The organism is Bifidobacterium sp. M0353, from assembly GCF_016100645.1.
Taxonomy (GTDB): domain Bacteria; phylum Actinomycetota; class Actinomycetes; order Actinomycetales; family Bifidobacteriaceae; genus Bombiscardovia; species Bombiscardovia choladohabitans.
The window spans coordinates 1-377 of record NZ_JACFSB010000042.1 but is presented as its reverse complement, the minus strand read 5'-3'; the positions used below and the strand labels follow the sequence as shown (position 1 = coordinate 377).

Here is a 377-nt window from a genome sequence, read left to right as displayed (position 1 = left end):
AAACATCGGTATAATTTTTAATGCCCTCATACGCTATTAATGTTGAACCAACATGGATTGTTCTATTTGACCCGTAATCTATGTCTATAACACTACTGTTCTCTTTACCGTCAGACTTTTCGGACATTTTTCTATCTGTGTGAATTTTTGCCTTGCTAGTTTTGATCTCATCTATTTTTTGACCATTGAAATCATAGGTCGATATTTGTAACGGCAAGCCAGCAGTGTTTTGCTTTATTTCAATTTCAGCATTCTCGAAAAAAGCACATCCTGATAGCACTGGTGTTAAGACTAAGCATAAAGCTAATATAGCTATTAATTTTTTACTTTTGGAATTACTTTTCAATTTATGCATCCCTCCCTAACTAGTTCTTGCC

1 protein-coding gene is annotated in these 377 nt (G+C 34.2%); it reads right to left on the bottom strand.

Annotated features, from left to right (window positions below):
- Nucleotides 1-355: DUF5052 family protein (locus H3V04_RS08920; protein WP_198188236.1), on the bottom strand; the 355-nt coding region annotated here is incomplete at its 3' end.
- Nucleotides 356-377 lie beyond the last annotated feature (22 nt).